Origin of the sequence: Psychrobacter sp. UBA3962 (assembly GCF_002385225.1) — a bacterium.
In the GTDB taxonomy this organism is placed as follows: domain Bacteria; phylum Pseudomonadota; class Gammaproteobacteria; order Pseudomonadales; family Moraxellaceae; genus Psychrobacter.
This window is the reverse complement of the sequence record NZ_DGDC01000013.1, coordinates 73,099-89,426: the sequence shown is the minus strand read 5'-3', so window position 1 is coordinate 89,426 and position 16,328 is coordinate 73,099. Positions and strand designations below refer to the sequence as shown.

At 42.7% G+C, this 16,328-nt stretch carries 13 protein-coding genes; 4 read left to right on the top strand and 9 right to left on the bottom strand.

Going from position 1 to position 16,328, the window contains the following annotated elements; genetic code table 11:
• Positions 1-244 precede the first annotated feature (244 nt).
• Together secA and B3S92_RS03860 are read left to right on the top strand one after the other, a co-directional pair.
• Positions 245-3,022: a preprotein translocase subunit SecA gene (gene secA / locus B3S92_RS03865; protein ID WP_296202873.1), complete on the top strand. Its 2,778-nt coding sequence runs from the start codon at positions 245-247 to the stop codon at positions 3,020-3,022.
• Between the two features lie 153 nt (positions 3,023-3,175).
• Entirely contained in the window at positions 3,176-3,520 is a 345-nt protein-coding gene (locus B3S92_RS03860) for a hypothetical protein (RefSeq protein WP_296202870.1), read from the top strand.
• A 146-nt stretch (positions 3,521-3,666) separates the two neighbouring features.
• Here B3S92_RS03860 and B3S92_RS03855 read toward each other — a convergent pair whose 3' ends face one another.
• The 6 genes from B3S92_RS03855 to B3S92_RS03830 all read right to left on the bottom strand — a co-directional run bounded on the left by B3S92_RS03855 (position 3,667) and on the right by B3S92_RS03830 (position 12,386).
• Positions 3,667-4,281 (bottom strand): YsnF/AvaK domain-containing protein, encoded by a 615-nt coding sequence (locus tag B3S92_RS03855; RefSeq protein WP_296202868.1) that lies wholly within the window; start codon positions 4,279-4,281, stop codon positions 3,667-3,669.
• Positions 4,282-4,486: 205 nt separating this feature from the next.
• A complete protein-coding gene (locus B3S92_RS03850; RefSeq protein WP_296202866.1) occupies positions 4,487-5,335 on the bottom strand; it encodes a PRC and DUF2382 domain-containing protein in 849 nt (282 codons plus the stop codon).
• A gap of 427 nt (positions 5,336-5,762) precedes the next feature.
• On the bottom strand, positions 5,763-6,944 hold the full coding sequence (locus B3S92_RS03845) for a thiolase family protein (protein WP_077449996.1): 1,182 nt from the start codon (positions 6,942-6,944) through the stop codon (positions 5,763-5,765).
• Between the two features lie 128 nt (positions 6,945-7,072).
• Positions 7,073-8,410 carry a homoserine dehydrogenase gene (locus B3S92_RS03840; protein WP_296202864.1) on the bottom strand — a complete coding sequence of 446 codons (1,338 nt, stop codon included), beginning with the start codon at positions 8,408-8,410 and terminating at the stop codon, positions 7,073-7,075.
• Positions 8,411-8,786: 376 nt separating this feature from the next.
• A complete protein-coding gene (locus B3S92_RS03835) occupies positions 8,787-9,608 on the bottom strand; it encodes a DsbC family protein (RefSeq protein WP_296202862.1) in 822 nt (273 codons plus the stop codon).
• A 321-nt stretch (positions 9,609-9,929) separates the two neighbouring features.
• Complete coding sequence (locus B3S92_RS03830) at positions 9,930-12,386, bottom strand: YgiQ family radical SAM protein (protein ID WP_296202860.1); 2,457 nt, start codon at positions 12,384-12,386, stop codon at positions 9,930-9,932.
• A gap of 382 nt (positions 12,387-12,768) precedes the next feature.
• On the opposite strand from B3S92_RS03830, the gene B3S92_RS03825 reads away from it, so the two are divergent.
• Complete coding sequence (locus B3S92_RS03825) at positions 12,769-13,152, top strand: hypothetical protein (RefSeq protein WP_296202858.1); 384 nt, start codon at positions 12,769-12,771, stop codon at positions 13,150-13,152.
• A gap of 70 nt (positions 13,153-13,222) precedes the next feature.
• Here B3S92_RS03825 and B3S92_RS03820 read toward each other — a convergent pair whose 3' ends face one another.
• Together B3S92_RS03820 and coaD are read right to left on the bottom strand one after the other, a co-directional pair.
• Positions 13,223-13,471 (bottom strand): YfhL family 4Fe-4S dicluster ferredoxin, encoded by a 249-nt coding sequence (locus B3S92_RS03820; RefSeq protein WP_296202855.1) that lies wholly within the window; start codon positions 13,469-13,471, stop codon positions 13,223-13,225.
• A 44-nt stretch (positions 13,472-13,515) separates the two neighbouring features.
• Positions 13,516-14,025 carry a pantetheine-phosphate adenylyltransferase gene (gene coaD, locus B3S92_RS03815; RefSeq protein ID WP_077450002.1) on the bottom strand — a complete coding sequence of 170 codons (510 nt, stop codon included), beginning with the start codon at positions 14,023-14,025 and terminating at the stop codon, positions 13,516-13,518.
• 358 nt (positions 14,026-14,383) lie between these two features.
• Here coaD and smpB point away from each other — a divergent pair, with 358 nt between their 5' ends.
• Positions 14,384-14,860, top strand: a complete 477-nt coding sequence (gene smpB, locus B3S92_RS03810; protein WP_077449484.1) for an SsrA-binding protein SmpB — start codon at positions 14,384-14,386, stop codon at positions 14,858-14,860.
• Positions 14,861-14,971: 111 nt separating this feature from the next.
• Here smpB and gorA read toward each other — a convergent pair whose 3' ends face one another.
• On the bottom strand, positions 14,972-16,327 hold the full coding sequence (gene gorA / locus B3S92_RS03805) for a glutathione-disulfide reductase (RefSeq protein ID WP_296202851.1): 1,356 nt from the start codon (positions 16,325-16,327) through the stop codon (positions 14,972-14,974).
• Position 16,328: the final 1 nt, after the last annotated feature.

Genomic DNA, 16,328 nt, shown 5'->3' with positions numbered 1-16,328 from the left:
GCAAGTTTAGCAACGTATGGTAAGCGTTGCCTGGGTGCCTTTATATAATTAATGGAAGTATAGATTAAGGGACAAAATTACTGAGATAAGCCTAATTTTTCATAGAATATAACAAATAATTTATGGCTGTAGATTCAATTGCCCTTGTATCTATCAATACTGTTACCATATATAATAGGTAAAATTTTTTTATGGTCTGCACCTAATAATGCACGACTTAGTCGATAAGTAGGTCTACAAAGTTATGTTGTCAAAAATAATCGGAAGCGTAATTGGTACTAAAAACGATCGTGAGCTAAAGCGGATGCGCCAAATTGTGGCAAAAGTAAATGCTCAAGAAGAAGCAGTAGCCGCCCTGACAGACGAACAGCTTCATGATAAAACGGCAGAGTTTAAGAGTCGTTTTGACGAAGGTGCTAGCCTAGACTCTTTATTGCCTGAGGCTTTCGCGGTTTGTCGTGAAGCATCAAAGCGTGTGCTAGGTATGCGCCATTACGATGTGCAGATTATTGGTGGTATTACTCTGCATGAAGGTAAAATCGCCGAGATGCGTACCGGTGAAGGTAAGACCTTAATGGCAACTTTGGCCATTTACCTCAATGCCATCAGTGGTAAAGGGGTGCACGTAGTCACGGTAAACGACTATCTGGCCGCTCGTGATGCTGAATTAAACCGTCCCTTATTTGAATTCTTAGGGCTAACGGTTGGGGTTATCTACTCACAGCAGCCGCCACAAGAAAAAGTGGATGCTTATCAAGCAGACATTACTTATGGTACCAACAACGAGTACGGGTTTGACTACCTACGCGATAACATGGTGTTTAGCTTGGCTGAGAAAAAACAGCGTCCTTTAAACTACTGTATTATTGACGAAATTGACTCAATTTTAATTGATGAAGCCCGTACACCGCTGATTATTTCAGGGCAAGCAGATGATTCCTCTGAAACTTATGCGCTAATTAATAATATTATTCCTCGCCTAAAACGTTCAACCGATGAAGAGGCCAATAAAGAAAATAGAGATGGTGATTTCTGGATTGATGAGAAAAACCGCTCTATCGAAATCAGTGAAAAAGGCTACGAAAAAATTGAGGCTTTCTTAATTGAAGTTGGCGAGCTTTCGGAAAATGAGAGCTTATACAGTCCAACCCGTCTGCCTTTATTGGCCCACGTTCAAGCAGCGATACGAGCGCATCACATCTTCGTCAAAAACGTGCACTATATTGTTAATGATGGCGAAGTGATCATCGTTGATGAGAATACCGGTCGTACCATGCCAGGCCGTCGTTGGTCCGATGGTCTACATCAGGCGGTAGAGGCCAAAGAAGGGGTGGAAATTCAGGCAGAGAACCAAACTCTGGCGACGACCACTTTCCAGAACTACTTCCGTCTATATGACAAGCTATCGGGCATGACGGGTACTGCGGATACTGAAGCCGCTGAGTTTAAATCTACCTATGACATCGATGTGGTGGTTATTCCAACCCATAAACCGATTGCTCGTATTGACTTAGATGACCAGATTTTCTTAACTAAGCTGGGTAAATACAAAGGTATTATTCGCGAAATTAAAGAGATTCAGGCCAAAGGGGCGCCAGTATTGGTGGGTACCGCTACTATTGAAGCCAGTGAAGAATTGTCTTATCTGTTAGATCAAGAAGGCATCAAACACAACGTTCTTAACGCTAAACAGCACGAGCGTGAGGCTGAGATTATTGCCCAGGCAGGTAGCCCAAAAGCAGTCACTATTGCTACCAACATGGCAGGTCGTGGTACCGATATTATTCTAGGCGGTAACTGGCAGGCACAGATTGTCGACCCAGAAAATGTTAGCCCAGAAGAAATGGAGCGTCTAAAACAAGCTTGGCAAAAAAGACACGATGAAGTCTTGGCTGCAGGTGGTCTACACATTATTGGCTCAGAGCGCCACGAATCACGCCGTATTGATAACCAGCTACGGGGTCGTGCGGGTCGTCAAGGGGACCCAGGGCAGTCACGATTCTTCCTATCTTTAGAAGATGACTTAATGCGTATTTTCGCCGGTGATCGCGTGGTGAATATGATGCGTGCTATGGGTCTGAAAGAAGATGAAGCGATTGAGCACAAGATGGTATCTCGCTCAATTGAGAATGCCCAAGGTAAAGTCGAAAGCCGTGACTTCGATGCTCGTAAAAACTTACTTAAATACGATGACGTGGCCAATGAGCAGCGTAAAGTTATCTACTCACAGCGCGATGATCTGCTTGCTGAAGCGGATTTAAAAGAAGCGATTGAAGAGATGCATCGTGATGTTTATGACGCCCTAATTAGCCAATTCGTTCCCCCAGGCTCTATTGATGACCAATGGAATATTGATGGGTTAGAGGATGAATTAGAGAGCGAGTTCAAATACTATATCCCTATCAATGATTGGTTAGATGAAGATCGCCGGTTGGATGAGGAAGGGCTACGTGAGAAGATTATCCAAACCGCCATTCAGCGTTATCGTGATCGCCGTGAGCAAATGTCACCTGAGAATGCCGCTCAGCTTGAACGTCATTTCATGCTACAAAGCTTAGACCGTCACTGGAAAGAGCACTTGACCCAAATGGATCAGCTGCGTAAAGGGATTCACTTGCGAGGCTATGCTCAAAAAGATCCTCAGCAAGAGTACAAGCGCGAGTCATTCGAATTATTCCAGATGATGCTAGGGGCCATTAAATCAGACACCGTTCAAGATCTATCCCGTGTTCATATTCCAACCAAAGAAGAGTTAGAAGCGATGGAAGCTGAGCGCTTGGCACAGGCAGAACGCCAGCGCATGATGTTCGAACATGATGATTTAGATAGCCTGACTGGTGAGCGTCATAATGAAGCTGAAATGGCCGCTGTTAATCAGGCGCAGCAGCAGCAAAACAGACAAATGGCGGCACAATCAGAAACGGATGGTGACAACCCCTATAAAGATTTGAATATTAGTCGTAATGCTCCTTGCCCTTGTGGTTCAGGCTTGCGTTACAAACAATGTCATGGAAAAATATAGTAGCTGTCCACATTAGCTAATTTTTGATACTATAAATTTAAGCTTGGTGTCAAAAACTAAGCACACATTTCGAGTGCTATTCACCAATCTTAAGCACTCTGAATGAGCTTGAAACTGAGTTTTTAAATGACACAAAACAAAAGGATAATGACTATGATGGGTATCAAACACTCTATGAAGTTAACAGTATTAACTGCAGCAATGGCCGCAGTAATGGGACTTACTGCCTGTCAAAAACAGTCAGAAGAAGCCCCAGTAGCAGAAGCTGAAACAGAGGTTCCAATGTCAGCTGAGCCTGCTGAAGGCAATGATCCTGTTATTGTGGCTGATGATCTAGATGATGTTGATGCGCGCTCTGATAGTATTGAAGAAGAGCAGACGCAAGCGATGGATGTTGAGAACGGCACAATGACTGCAGATCCAGAAGAGAAAATGGTGAAAGAGCCAGCCTCTACTGACGCAGCACCGGCTGAAACAGAGCAACCGGCTACTGAATAACGATATTTTTATAAATGATATTTTATAAAAGCAGCTTATAACTGATTTTGTGTCCATAAAATTAAAATAGCCAGCAATTGCTGGCTATTTTTTTGTGTTACTTATTTAGTGAACGGTTTATTTTAATCAGGTTTCCAGTTTAAGTATTAAGGCTTACGGATCTCATGATCAAAATAACCTTCTTCTTGGACATCTAACTCTTCATGTTTCAGCTCCACATCGAAAGTATCTTTATGGATATGAGTAGACTTCTCGATGGCCACATCCTGTACCGCATAAGTTTCTTTTTTGATAACTGCCACCTGACGAGAAATCACAATCTCTACAGGCTCTTGATCAAGTGATACTGTCTTGCCATTAACGGTAATACTGGGCTTACTGTCTAGTGTAGGTTCAATATGACGTACTAAATCAGCTTCACTAGCAGTTGAGTTTAAGAATTGTCTTGAGTCAGCATCGTAATAGTCAGTATCAATGACCAATACTTCTTCCACCAGTTCCACTGGAACATTGACTGTTTTTGTTCTAACGTGCTTAGTCACGGTTACTTTGCCAACATCAAGGCGTTCTTTATCTACAACTGCACGCTCTTCAAGTAGCTCTATATTACCAACTAAGGTGCGTTGTTTTTCGTATTCTGTAGAGTTAGATAGATCAGTCACTGAACGGTTAGGGGTGGTTTGAGGCTGTTCTTGTAGTGACTCTAAAGAGGTAGTATTGGTATTGTCTAAATTATTAGAATTATTTGATAGAGGGTTCATATTCATTCCTTTGGAAATAAAAGAGGTAACTGTTAACAGCATACCCGAGGTATAACTAAAGCGCGTTTTTATTATGTTTACTTAGTTATAGATAGCGTTAAAAAAAGCCAGAGTTAATTAACCCTGGCTTCTTTTTTACTGCAATCTAAGAGTTTTTATAGTCTCTAAGATTGCTATTTTTCGCAATTCAGATAATCAATATTGATTATTTATTACGATAGGCACGTACGTCGTCAGCAGTAATATCATCACGGTCGATAATGTTACCTTCACGGTCAACAATATTACCATCACGGTCGATATCTAGCTCTTCGCGCTGAATCGTTTCATGGATAGTTTCTGTGTGACGTTCAGTAGTTTTACCCACATTAACTTCTTCAGTAACGAAAGTCTCTTTAGTAACATTCGCACGCTCTGCTTCAAGTTCAACTTGTACAGAATCCGCACCCAAATCATCCCCAATTCTACGATCAGTAGGACGGTTCACTTCAGTACGTTCGATATGAGCATGTTCTTCTTCTAGCTCAACATCTACAGCACGGTCTTCAGAAACCACATGTTTGCCCACTTTAACTAGACCAGCAACGATACGATCTTTGTTTACAGTTAGACGTTCTTCTAGTAGTTCTAGAGTGTTAGGAGCATTGTAGTAATCGTCTTTTAGCTCAAGGCGCTCTTCAGCTGGGATAGTATCAGCTACGAAAGCTTGACGGTCTTTATTGGCTTGTTCATTATAGCTGTACTGATAGTCATGGTCATATTCTTCCATGGCTTCTACTTGAGATTTAGTTAGGCTGTCAAAGAAAACGTCATCACCAACGATACGGGCTAGACCGGCAGGTACTAAAACTTCTTTTGAGCTGAACCAGCCGCCTGCATCTACAATTAAATAGCGGATGCGGCCTGTAATATCTTCAACTAAGGCACCTTCAATTTTACCGATTTTTTCTTCAGCGGCGCCATAAGCAGTTTTACCAGTTGGATCATAATAGTCATCACCAATTAGATCACGGTGAGTGGCTTGGATGTCTTTTAAACGAATTAGTTGACTCATTATTCTTCTTCCTTTTTTGTTTGAGTTTCAAGTGTTGTTTGACACTTTGTTGATTGGTTAAAGTTAATTTTTATTTAATAATATTTAAGGCTTTAAAACGAAACCGTACACTTAAGTATCGGTTAAGTATCTGATTTAATTAAAAATAATTGCTTAAATAACTTTCTCAACAATTAATCTTTAATTGCTTGTCGATAACTTGATTATTAGAATAACAATAGAAATTTGGAGTTTATATAGTGAACGAGTATCACAGTATTAAGATCCGTAATTGCGTGTAATGTGGTGTAAATTAACTAACAAAGCTTTGTTCACTGTTACACATCCACTGTATATTAATTTCAAGCATTACTGATTTGCATAAAAAAAGAGCCTCAAAAGAGGCTCTTTAATAAGGTAAGAAAATTAAATAGTTATTTGATCACTATTAAGGCAGTTCGATTGCAACCGCAACGGCTTCACCACCACCGATACATAGTGACGCAACCCCTTTCTTACCACCAGTACGCTTTAAAGAGTTGATTAGGGTCACTAGGATACGAGCACCAGAACAACCTACTGGGTGACCAAGGGCACAAGCACCCCCTTCGATGTTAACCTTAGCATGAGGGATATTCATCTCATCCATTGCAGCCATGGTTACCATAGCGAAAGCTTCGTTAATTTCCCATAAGTCGACATCTTCAACTGACCAACCCGCTTTTTCTAGTACTTTTTCCATAGAACCAATTGGGGCAATGGTAAACTTACTTGGGTGTAATGAGTTGGTAGCAGTAGCGACGATACGGGCTTCAATATTTAAGCCTTTTTCATTGGCTGTTTTTTCAGAGGTTACCACAACCGCTGCTGCACCATCAGAGATTGAGCTGGCGTTGGCGGCAGTAATGGTGCCTTCTTTAGCAAAGGCAGGACGTAAAGTAGGAATACGCTCAGCATTGGCTTTAGCAGGCTGCTCGTCGGTATCGATAACCACTTCACCTTTACGGGTTTTTACCGTAACAGGAGTGATTTCATCTTTGAAATGACCTTCGTTAATAGCGGTTAACGCGCGGTTTAATGATTCAATAGCAAAATCATCCATTTGCTCGCGGGTATAGCCTTTTTCATCAGCCATTTCTTGGGCGAACTGTCCCATAAGCTTACCGGTATCAGCATCTTCTAAGCCATCAAGGAACATATGGTCTTTAACTGCATTGTGGCCCATACGATAGCCACCACGGGCTTGAGGTAAGATATAAGGGGCGTTGGTCATAGATTCCATTCCACCGGCAACGATGATGTCAGCGCTGCCTGCTTTAATAGAATCATGAGCTTGCATCACCGCTTTTAGGCCTGAACCACAAAGTTTGTTGATGGTTACAGCGCCAGTACTGTCTGGAATACCCGCATTACGCATGGCTTGACGAGCAGGGCCTTGGCCAATACCTGCGGTTAGGATGCAGCCCATAATGACTTCATCAATCTCTTCCGCGTTTACACCCGCACGTTCTACGGCTGCTTTAATGGCAGTAGCACCAAGTTGTGGAGCAGTGGCACCGGTAAGGTCGCCTTGGAATCCGCCCATTGGAGTACGGGCACCGCTAACAATAACAATTGAATCTGAAGACATACTATTATCCTTAATTGTGAAATGTAATTTATAACAGACTATAAAACCTTTCCATTTTAGGTGGGTGAATAAAAAAGGATGCCTTCTTTTATTATCCATTCACCCAAAACTAAGCCTTAGCTTTAGTCCTAGTCTAGTTCATGTAAGCGAATACGCACCACATCCGAGGTAATCGCTTCTAACGCTTCAATCTTATTAATGGCGCTATTCATCTGATTTTCAATTACGGGTAGCGTCAAAATAATGATAGGTACCTGACCTTTTTGATGGGCAGGCTTTTGTAAAATGGCATCAATATTGATCCCTGCATCACTTAGAATACGGGTCACATCTGCCAGTACACCAGGGGTGTCTTTGGCTTCTAGGCGCAAATAATAGCCGGTGATCATTTGATCTGCAGCTAACACTGGCGTATCAGACAATTGGTTGGGCATAAAGGCAAGGTGGGGAACGTGATGGCCATCTTTTACCGTCAATACACGGATTAAATCCATCACGTCTGCCATGACCGCAGAAGCCGTCGCGCCAGCACCAGCACCGTCGCCATAATAAAGCGTTTGCCCTAACGGATGAGAGTTCACTAGCACAGCGTTCTTCACCCCATTGACGTTGGCCAATAGCTTGTCTTCAGGGATTAGAGTGGGGTGAACCCGCAGTTCAATGCCGGTCAGTTTTTTATCAGTAGCATCGGCTTCTTGCTCATCATAGCGACGTACGGCAAAACCTAAGTGCTTAATGCGATACCCCAGCTCTTCAGCGTAAGTCACATCTTGTAGGGTGATTTTGGTAATGCCTTCACAGTACACTTTATCAAACTGTAGAGGGATACCAAATGCGATTGAGGCCAATAGGGCTAACTTATGCGCCGCATCAATCCCTTCCACGTCGAAGGTAGGATCCGCTTCAGCATAGCCCAGCTCTTGTGCTTCAGCCAATACGTCATCAAAATCGCGACCTTTATCACGCATCTCCGACATGATGAAGTTACCGGTACCATTGATAATGCCGGTTAACCAGTCAATCTTGTTGGCAGCCAGTGCTTCACGCAATACTTTAATAATAGGAATACCACCCGCAACAGCGGCTTCATACGCCACATGAACATTGTGCTCTTCAGCCAGGGCAAAGATCTCATTACCATGTTCAGCAAGCAGCGCTTTGTTTGCCGTAACCACATGTTTGCCGTTTTTAATGGCGTGAATAATCACCTCTTTAGCAACGGTCATGCCACCAATTACTTCAACCACAATGTCAACATCATCGCTTTCGGCGATCGCCATTAAATCACTGTTTTGCTTGATGGTAGGATCAATATCATCGCGTTGACGGCGGGTGCCTACCTGGGTAATAACAATATCGTGACCACTACGCCTCTTAAGTTCCTTTAAGTTGTCCTTCAATAGGTCTAGAACACCTGTGCCCACAGTGCCCAGTCCCAATATAGCAAGTTTGATTGATTTGCTCACGTTATCCTCAGTAGTGTTATCCAGCGTTATAATCTTTTTTTGGTATTAATAAAATTATAGAAATGCTTAGTCAATAAAGGTAAAGCCCCTATAGCTTATTACTTATATAGGTTAATAATACTATTGTTTTCTAAAACTAAACAGCCCTTATTTAGGGTGCTTTAATTGCTATGGCTGACCTCTTTATCTTCGGTTTTATATCAAAGCGGTATTTATCTTAGCAGTCAATGTTAATTGAATAAAGCATTAACTACTTAACAGTCATTGCTACAGGCAACCCCTAAATCCATCTTATTCCTATTTATTAATTTAATGGAGTATCCAGATTTAGGGAGCTCTTCAAGCTCTTAGGCGCTTATTAAAAAACTGCCCAACCTTATTTGTTGGCAATAGCCGCTGCTGCCATCTCTTTAGCTGGCAAGTAACCGCCAATTTGAACCCCAGATTCGGTAAAGACCGCCGGTGTTCCGCTTACACCTAAACTCACACCTAATTCAATATGAGATTGAACAGGGCTGTCACATTTTGGTGAAGAAAGGGGTTGGCCTTTTTTGGCTTTATCCATGGCAGATTTAGGATCATCGCTACACCAGATAGATTCCATTTTTGGCAAACTGTCTTGGCTGCGTGGCCAAGCTAAATAACGAACCTCAATGCCTTCTGCGTTAAGCTGCTTCATTTCAGAGTGCATCTTAGTACAGTAAGGGCAGTCTGCATCCGTAAAGCTATAGATCACTGCTTTGGTTACCCCCTTAGCAGGGTAGATAATCAATTCATCTTTTGGCACAGCGGCCAGTTTTTCCTTGGCTATCTTAGCCCTTAACTCAGTACTGATCTCAATAGGTTGTGATTGACCCACTTCCAATATTTGGCCGAGGATAATATGGCGACCTTCTTTATCACTATAAAAAGCTGGGGCGCCTTCAGCATTGACCCAGTAGATATTTTCCATACTGGTGGGCACAGCAGATAGGATTTTTTGTTCGATGCCAGAAGCTTTTAGATTGTCTTCAATGGCTTTGACCACGGCAGCATCTGACTCTGATGAGCTAGCAGTTTTACTGGTAGTGGGTTGGTTTTGCTTGGCTTCGGTGCTATTACTATTACACCCAGTTATGGCCACAGCCAGAGCCAATAAAGCAACTTTCGGTAGAGCAGGTGATGGGGTTGAAAAAGATTTAGAAAATAAGTTGATCATAAATGTTATCTCTTAAACGACGTTTTTGAAGGATTGTTATTATTAATAAGGCTGACAAGCAATAAAGGCTGAAAAGGGATAAATGTTATTTGCAATAAACGAGATGCCTGCCCTCGGTCAATACCGAATGATTATTGCTATAGCTTTCTCTATAAACAGCACTAAAAAGTTTCCTCAGTTTAGCATATTATAGGTTTCATATAAGTCAGTTAAACAAAAGCCCCACTGCGGTTAACAGTGAGGCAATGATTGTCTAAGCTTTCAAAGATTAGGCTTAAATTTTGATAAATTTAAGCGTTAATAGACAAGAAAATCAGCAGACTACTTCGTCGCACGAGGCGGTAGGCCTGTGTGCTGGGTTTGGAAGTTGCCTTTTTTCACCCGTTTAGCACTTGAACGCTTATTGCCTGTAGCTGCAGCAGAGTTTCTACGCTTAGCAGAATCAGAGCCCACACGGCTGTTTTTCTTACGTGCGGACTGATAGCTGTCCAGACTGTCTTTGCCTTCTAAACGCGAATTGAAAGGCGGTACCAAACAATGGCGAGCGGTACCAATTAAATCTTCGCGACCTAAACGCTTTAGAGCAGCTCGGAGCATGGCCCAGTTTTTGGGATCATGATAACGCAGGAAAGCTTTGTGCAATTTGCGCTGCTTGCCTGACTTCACGATATCTACATCGCCACCGCTGCGGGTGACTTTATGCAGCGGGTCTTTGTGAGTGTGGTACATGGTGGTTGCCGTGGCCATAGGACTTGGATAGAACGCTTGTACTTGGTCGGTTCTAAAGTCATGGCGCTTCAACCACAGGGCCAGATTCATCATATCTTCATCAGTGGTACCGGGGTGAGCGGCGATAAAGTAGGGGATTAAATACTGCTCTTTCCCAGCCTCGGCACTGTATTGCTCAAACATCTGTTTAAATTTATCGTATGAGCCCATACCTGGCTTCATCATCTTCGACAGGACGTTTTCTTCAGAATGTTCAGGGGCAATTTTTAGATAGCCACCGACGTGATGGGTCACCAACTCCTTGACATATTCAGGATCTTTAACAGCCAAGTCGTAACGTAGACCGGAAGCAATCAAAATCTTCTTAATGCCTTTGATATCCCGGGCTTTACGATACAGCTGGGTCAAGTTACTGTGATCGGTTAATAAGTTCTCACAAATATCTGGATAGACGCAAGAGGGCTTACGGCAGTTTTTCTCAATGGTTTCATCTTTACAGTTGAGACGGTACATATTGGCAGTAGGGCCGCCTAAGTCGGAGATGACCCCAGTAAAGTTTGGCGCTGTATCACGGATGGCTTCTACTTCCCGCAAAATAGACTCTTCAGAACGGTTTTGAATAATACGGCCTTCATGCTCAGTGATAGAGCAGAAAGTGCAGCCACCGAAGCAGCCGCGCATGATATTGACCGAAAACTTAATCATGTCAAAAGCAGGAATACGGGCTTTGCCATAGCTTGGGTGCGGCACACGAGCGTAAGGCAAATCAAACACATAATCCATCTCTTCAGTAGATAACGGAATCGGTGGTGGGTTTAACCACACGTCAATATCAGTTCTTGAATTGCCACCACCAGTGCCATGACGCTGTACTAATGCACGAGCATTGCCTGGGTTGGTCTCTAAATGCAAAATACGGTTGGCATGAGCATACAGCACAGGATCAGATTTTACTTGCTCATAATCTGGCAGACGAATGACCGTTTTGTCGCGTGGCGGCATTTTGATACGGTGCTTAAGGGCCGTTTTTGGCTTATCGCTTTCTGCATTATCTGAGCTAGGTACTTCAAGGCCGACCATTTTTACTACTTGTACGTCGTCATTAACTTGATCGGCGTTTAAGATTTTATTCTCAACTGGCTCAGCTTTAAAGCCTTTATATTGACGCTCCATCGCGGAAAGGCTCTCAGTCACTTTGCTTTCTGAGTTGCCTTTTTCTTTCTCGATAGAGCAGCTGTCTAAGTCTTCGGTCATCACGTAGGGATTGATAATGGGGTCAACACGGCCTACGGTATCCACGTCATTACTGGCCACCTCAATCATGTCGGCTTTCCAGTGGCGACGTGAGGGCGTTAGTAAATAAGCGGTACCGCGTAAACTGCTCATTTGCTCGAAGGTATAACCCTTTGATAGGCCATGCACCACATCGACAATAGCACGCTCAGCGTTACCATACAGCAGTACATCGGCACGACTGTCTAACAAGATACTACGGCGCACCTTATCTGACCAATAGTCATAATGGGCGATACGGCGCAAGCTGCCCTCAATACCCCCTAAAATAATCGGCACATCTGGATACGCTTCCCGGCAGCGCTGACTGTAAACAATCGCGGCACGGTCAGGTCGTTTGTCCGGAGCATTGTCGGGTGAATAAGCATCATCACTACGAATACGGCGATCGGCGGTGTAGCGGTTAATCATGCTGTCCATGTTACCGGCGGTCACGCCATAAGCATAAACCGGTTTACCGAGCTCCATAAAGGCATCTTTGCTAGTCCAATCCGGCTGCGCAATGATGCCCACACGAAAACCTTGGGCTTCTAATAAGCGACCGATAATCGCCATACCAAAGCTTGGGTGATCGACATAAGCGTCGCCTGAGATGATGATTACATCACATGCGTCCCAACCCAGCTCGTCCATTTCGGCGCGGCTCATTGGTAAGAAGGGGGCAGGCTCATAGCAGCTTGCCCAGTGCTTATCGTAGTCGTATAAAGGAGTCACGCCTTGTTTAAAGGCAGTGCGGGCAATGGTTTCAGCAGACATGGGGATAACCTAGGTAATGATTTAAATAAACGATAGAGGGTAACAGAGGTAATACAGGGGATGGGTTAAATAAAATATCGCTCATTTTACCATGAATTTGGTTCATCATGGCAATTTAACGAGTTTTGATAAAGAGTGGTATCTATTTGAGTTTGGGTGCATAGAATTTGGTTACACCCTAAACAATGGGTTAGGGTGCGATAACAACAACTATAACCATAGTTATTGTTATGACTCATTTAACCTTACAATATAAGGTATAACCTTAAAGAGTAAAAATAGAGGGTGACCAACACCACCCCGAGTAAGTTGACAATACAACTTCATAACCGAAAGCTCTGAAAACCAAAAGCTTTTAAATTAATGATAAGGGATAAAAATCATGTGGTCCAAAACCCTGAACTTCATCCGCCTAACTTTAATGCTTTTGATAGCAACCCCAGTCTATGCAAGCTGGCACTCGCCTAGTATGAGCCTTAACTTCTTTTGGTTGGTCATCATCCCATTTTTTGTTATTCATCTTATTTCGAGTACAGTTTTGAACTTAAAGGGGGAATACAAGTCTCGAAAAGTGGCGTTAACCCATTTTCAAATTGCGTTACTGTTCCCTTTATTGGGTATAGTCATTTTGATGTATGAGTTCTTCGATAACTTTCCAAAGACCTACTATTATGTTAATGACTATGGCTTAGGATTGGGTATGTATTGCCTGTTAATAATGATAGCGGCCTTGCCTTATGTAATGTGCTTGATGAAGTCAGAATAAGGTATGGAGGCAATGCTGATAGCTTGAGAGCTTAAAACAGTAGGTAGTGCAAAACAGTCTTTGAGTATTACTACTGGCCAGTAATGCGCTTATATTTAGCCATTAAGTCGCCTTCAGACTCCACATGATTGGGATCTTTAGGAATACAGTCAATAGGGCAAATCTCGACACATTGCGGCTCATCGAAATGGCCAACACACTCAGTACATAGGTCAGGATTGATCTCATAGATCTCCTCACCCTCATAAATAGCATCATTGGGGCAAACAGGCTCACATACATCACAGTTAATGCATTCATCAGTAATCATTAAAGCCATAGCTAGCTCCTAAATAAGATAATGAAAAACCAAAAGCCACGAACTTATTGCCAATTGTTAGCCCGTTTTTTATCAAACGCTTGTTGCACACAGATAGGAACGAACTTCTTCACACCCCCATCAAGCTTGGCAATCTCACGAATCATAGTAGAAGAGATGAACGAGTATTGAGGAGCAGGGGTCAAAAACACCGCTTCAAAGTTATCATCAAGCTCACGGTTCATATTCGCTAACTGAAATTCATACTCAAAGTCTGAAGTGGCGCGTAAACCACGCAAAACTGCGGTGGCTTTTTGCTCACGCATGAACTCCACTAATAATCCTTCAAAGCCGACCACAGTGACTTGTGGAAAGTCAGCGAACACAGTTTCAACCAGTTCCACTCTCTCTTCAAAGCTAAACATGGGTTTTTTATGATGACCCAGGGCAACGGCTATCACCACTTCATCAAACAGCTTAACGGCACGCATCACTAAATCACGGTGACCATTGGTAATGGGGTCAAAGGTGCCTGGATAGACAATTTTGGTATGTAGATTTGAGGTTTTATTCATGAGGATAAGCTTAGAGGGTAGTGAGGATTAAATAGAGATAAAATAGGTGTCTATCGTAACAAATTTTTGACTTTTAAGTAAGCTTATTCAAACAGGGTTTTGTGACTAACGTAAGGGCTGCTGATAATAAAAACTAATAACAGGTTAAACTATGGTACCAAACGGCTGCTATCGATATTTACAAAGCTATGAATTAGTTTAAGAGTTTAATTTGCTATACTGAAGGCTCGACCTAACTTAAATAAGATTAGGGATATGTATGACAAGACACGGGTTGTCCATAGCTTTGACTTCAATTAGATATTTTGAGGTCTCAGTTTAAGGGAGGTGTGTCTTGGTTTTTTAAAGAGAATTTAACATGGCAAAGAAGACAAAAAAACCTTCAAATCAGATTGCAGCCAATAAAAAAGCGCGGCATGAGTATTTTATTGAAGAGACGTACGAGGCCGGCATAGAATTGCAGGGCTGGGAAGTAAAGGCAATTCGCGCTGGCAAGATGACCATTACTGAAGCTTATGTGGTATTTCGCAATAATGAAGCCTTTTTATTCGGGGCCCATATTCAGCCTCTAATCTCAAGCTCAACTCATGTGGTGCCAGACAGTATTCGTACCCGTAAGCTGCTGCTACACCGTAAAGAGATTGACACCTTATTTGGGGCAGTAAACCAAAAAGGCTATGCTTGTGTGCCGTTAGAGGTTTATTGGAAAAATTCTTTAGTGAAATGCAAAATTGGCCTCGCCAAAGGTAAAAAGCTACACGATAAGCGTAAGACACTTAAAGATAGAGATTGGGAGCGCGATCAACAGCGCGGCTTTAAACAGCATTTGGATTAAAGCGTGTTGTTTTATTAGTTGCTATCATCTAAAAGGCCACTCTATTTTTATAGAGTGGCCTTTTTTATAGATGGGCGTCAAGAATTAATTAATGCCAAAGCTGACAGTAAATTAGCGCATAGTCACGAATTCTTCAGCACCAGTAGGGTGAATGGCAACGGTATTATCGAAGTCTGCTTTGGTTGCGCCCATCTTAATGGCCACAGCAAAGCCTTGAATCATTTCATCAACGCCAAAACCAATACCATGTAGACCAATTATTTTTTCTTCTTCGCCTAAGCAGACCAGTTTCATGGTACATTTTTGACGGTGCTGGGTCACTGCACTGTACATAGGCGTAAAGGTAGAGTTGTAGCATTTGATAGCGTCTTCACCATATTGCTCAATCGCCTGCATCTCAGACATACCAATGGTACCGATTGGAGGATGAGTAAAGATTACTGTGGGCACCAAGTCATAATCTAAGTGCTCATTAGGCTTATTATTGAACAGGCGCTCAGATAAGCGGCGACCAGCGGCAATGGCCACAGGAGTTAGGTCAATACTGTTTTCGATAATATCGCCAACGGAATAAATGCCTTCAACGTTGGTGTTCTGATATTTATCGACTTTAATTTTGCCGATAGAGTTGGTCTCTACACCGGTCACTTCTAAATTAATGTTATCTGTATTAGGTCTGCGACCGATAGCCCAAATTAAGCAGTCCACAGTGTTGCTGCGACCATCTTCTAAATTAAGGGTTAGGCTGCCATCTTCATTTTTGATGACTTCTTTTAAAGTACTGTGGGTATGTAGCTCGATACCCTCATTGCTCATCTCTTCAAGTAAGACGTTAACGATACTGTGGTCAAAAGAGCGTAGGGGAGAGTGTTGACGCACATATAAATCCACCTCTGAACCTAAGCTGCGTAGAACACCGGCGATTTCAACAGCGATATAACCCGCGCCAACGATAGCAACTCGCTCAGGCAGCTCCTCTAGAGCAAAGAAACCGTCAGAGTCAATACCATACTCAGCCCCTTTAATATCTGGGAAAACAGGGCGACCACCGGTCGCAATTAAGATGTGATCAGCAGTAATGTGCTCGCCGTTTACTTCAACGGTTTTTGCGTCTACAAATTTGGCATAGCCTTGAATTACTTCAACATTATTTTTGGCCAAGTTATTGTCATATGAGCGGTGGATATTGCCAATATATTTTTGACGGGTCTCGACCAGTTTTTTGAAATTAAAACCTTTTACATTGACATCAAAGCCATAGTCGGGCGCATATTTGTACATGGCTTCAGCGACTTGAGCCCCATACCACATAACTTTTTTGGGCACGCAACCTAAGTTTACGCAAGTGCCGCCTAAGTGATTGGCCTCAATGATGGCACATTTTTTGCCATACATAGCAGCTCGGTTGATAGAAGCAATGCCGCCACTACCGCCACCAATGGCGATATAGTCATAATGTCTACTCATA

Excerpts from the sequence above, each read along its gene's own strand:
- B3S92_RS03820 (WP_296202855.1), bottom strand. The coding sequence starts at position 13,471 with ATGGCTTTAATGATTACTGATGAATGCATTAACTGTGATGTATGTGAG.
- coaD (WP_077450002.1), bottom strand. The coding sequence starts at position 14,025 with ATGAATAAAACCTCAAATCTACATACCAAAATTGTCTATCCAGGCACC.
- gorA (WP_296202851.1), bottom strand. The coding sequence starts at position 16,327 with ATGAGTAGACATTATGACTATATCGCCATTGGTGGCGGTAGTGGCGGC.
- B3S92_RS03855 (WP_296202868.1), bottom strand. The coding sequence starts at position 4,281 with ATGAACCCTCTATCAAATAATTCTAATAATTTAGACAATACCAATACT.
- B3S92_RS03835 (WP_296202862.1), bottom strand. The coding sequence starts at position 9,608 with ATGATCAACTTATTTTCTAAATCTTTTTCAACCCCATCACCTGCTCTA.
- B3S92_RS03845 (WP_077449996.1), bottom strand. The coding sequence starts at position 6,944 with ATGTCTTCAGATTCAATTGTTATTGTTAGCGGTGCCCGTACTCCAATG.
- B3S92_RS03825 (WP_296202858.1), top strand. The coding sequence starts at position 12,769 with ATGTGGTCCAAAACCCTGAACTTCATCCGCCTAACTTTAATGCTTTTG.
- B3S92_RS03850 (WP_296202866.1), bottom strand. The coding sequence starts at position 5,335 with ATGAGTCAACTAATTCGTTTAAAAGACATCCAAGCCACTCACCGTGAT.
- B3S92_RS03860 (WP_296202870.1), top strand. The coding sequence starts at position 3,176 with ATGATGGGTATCAAACACTCTATGAAGTTAACAGTATTAACTGCAGCA.
- B3S92_RS03830 (WP_296202860.1), bottom strand. The coding sequence starts at position 12,386 with ATGTCTGCTGAAACCATTGCCCGCACTGCCTTTAAACAAGGCGTGACT.
- secA (WP_296202873.1), top strand. The coding sequence starts at position 245 with ATGTTGTCAAAAATAATCGGAAGCGTAATTGGTACTAAAAACGATCGT.
- smpB (WP_077449484.1), top strand. The coding sequence starts at position 14,384 with ATGGCAAAGAAGACAAAAAAACCTTCAAATCAGATTGCAGCCAATAAA.